General features: G+C 62.1%; 1 protein-coding gene. It reads left to right on the plus strand.

From position 1 onward, the window contains the following. Window positions 1-248: alpha-amylase family glycosyl hydrolase (locus ADL12_RS27960; RefSeq protein WP_244188078.1), on the plus strand; the 248-nt coding region annotated here is incomplete at both ends.

Consider the following 248-nt stretch of genomic DNA (forward strand, 5'->3'; position numbering starts at 1 on the left):
CACCAGCGCGGCATGCGGGTCATCATCGACTTCGTCATGAACCACACCAGCGACCAGCACCCGTGGTTCCAGGAATCGAGGAAAGACCCGGACGGCCCCTACGGCGACTACTACATGTGGGCCGACGACGACAAGCAGTACGCCGACGCCCGCATCATCTTCGTCGACACCGAAGCCTCCAACTGGACCTTCGACCCGGTCCGCAAGCAGTACTACTTCCACCGCTTCTTCTCCCACCAGCCCGACCT

This window comes from Streptomyces regalis (assembly GCF_001509475.1).
GTDB lineage: Bacteria > Actinomycetota > Actinomycetes > Streptomycetales > Streptomycetaceae > Streptomyces > Streptomyces regalis.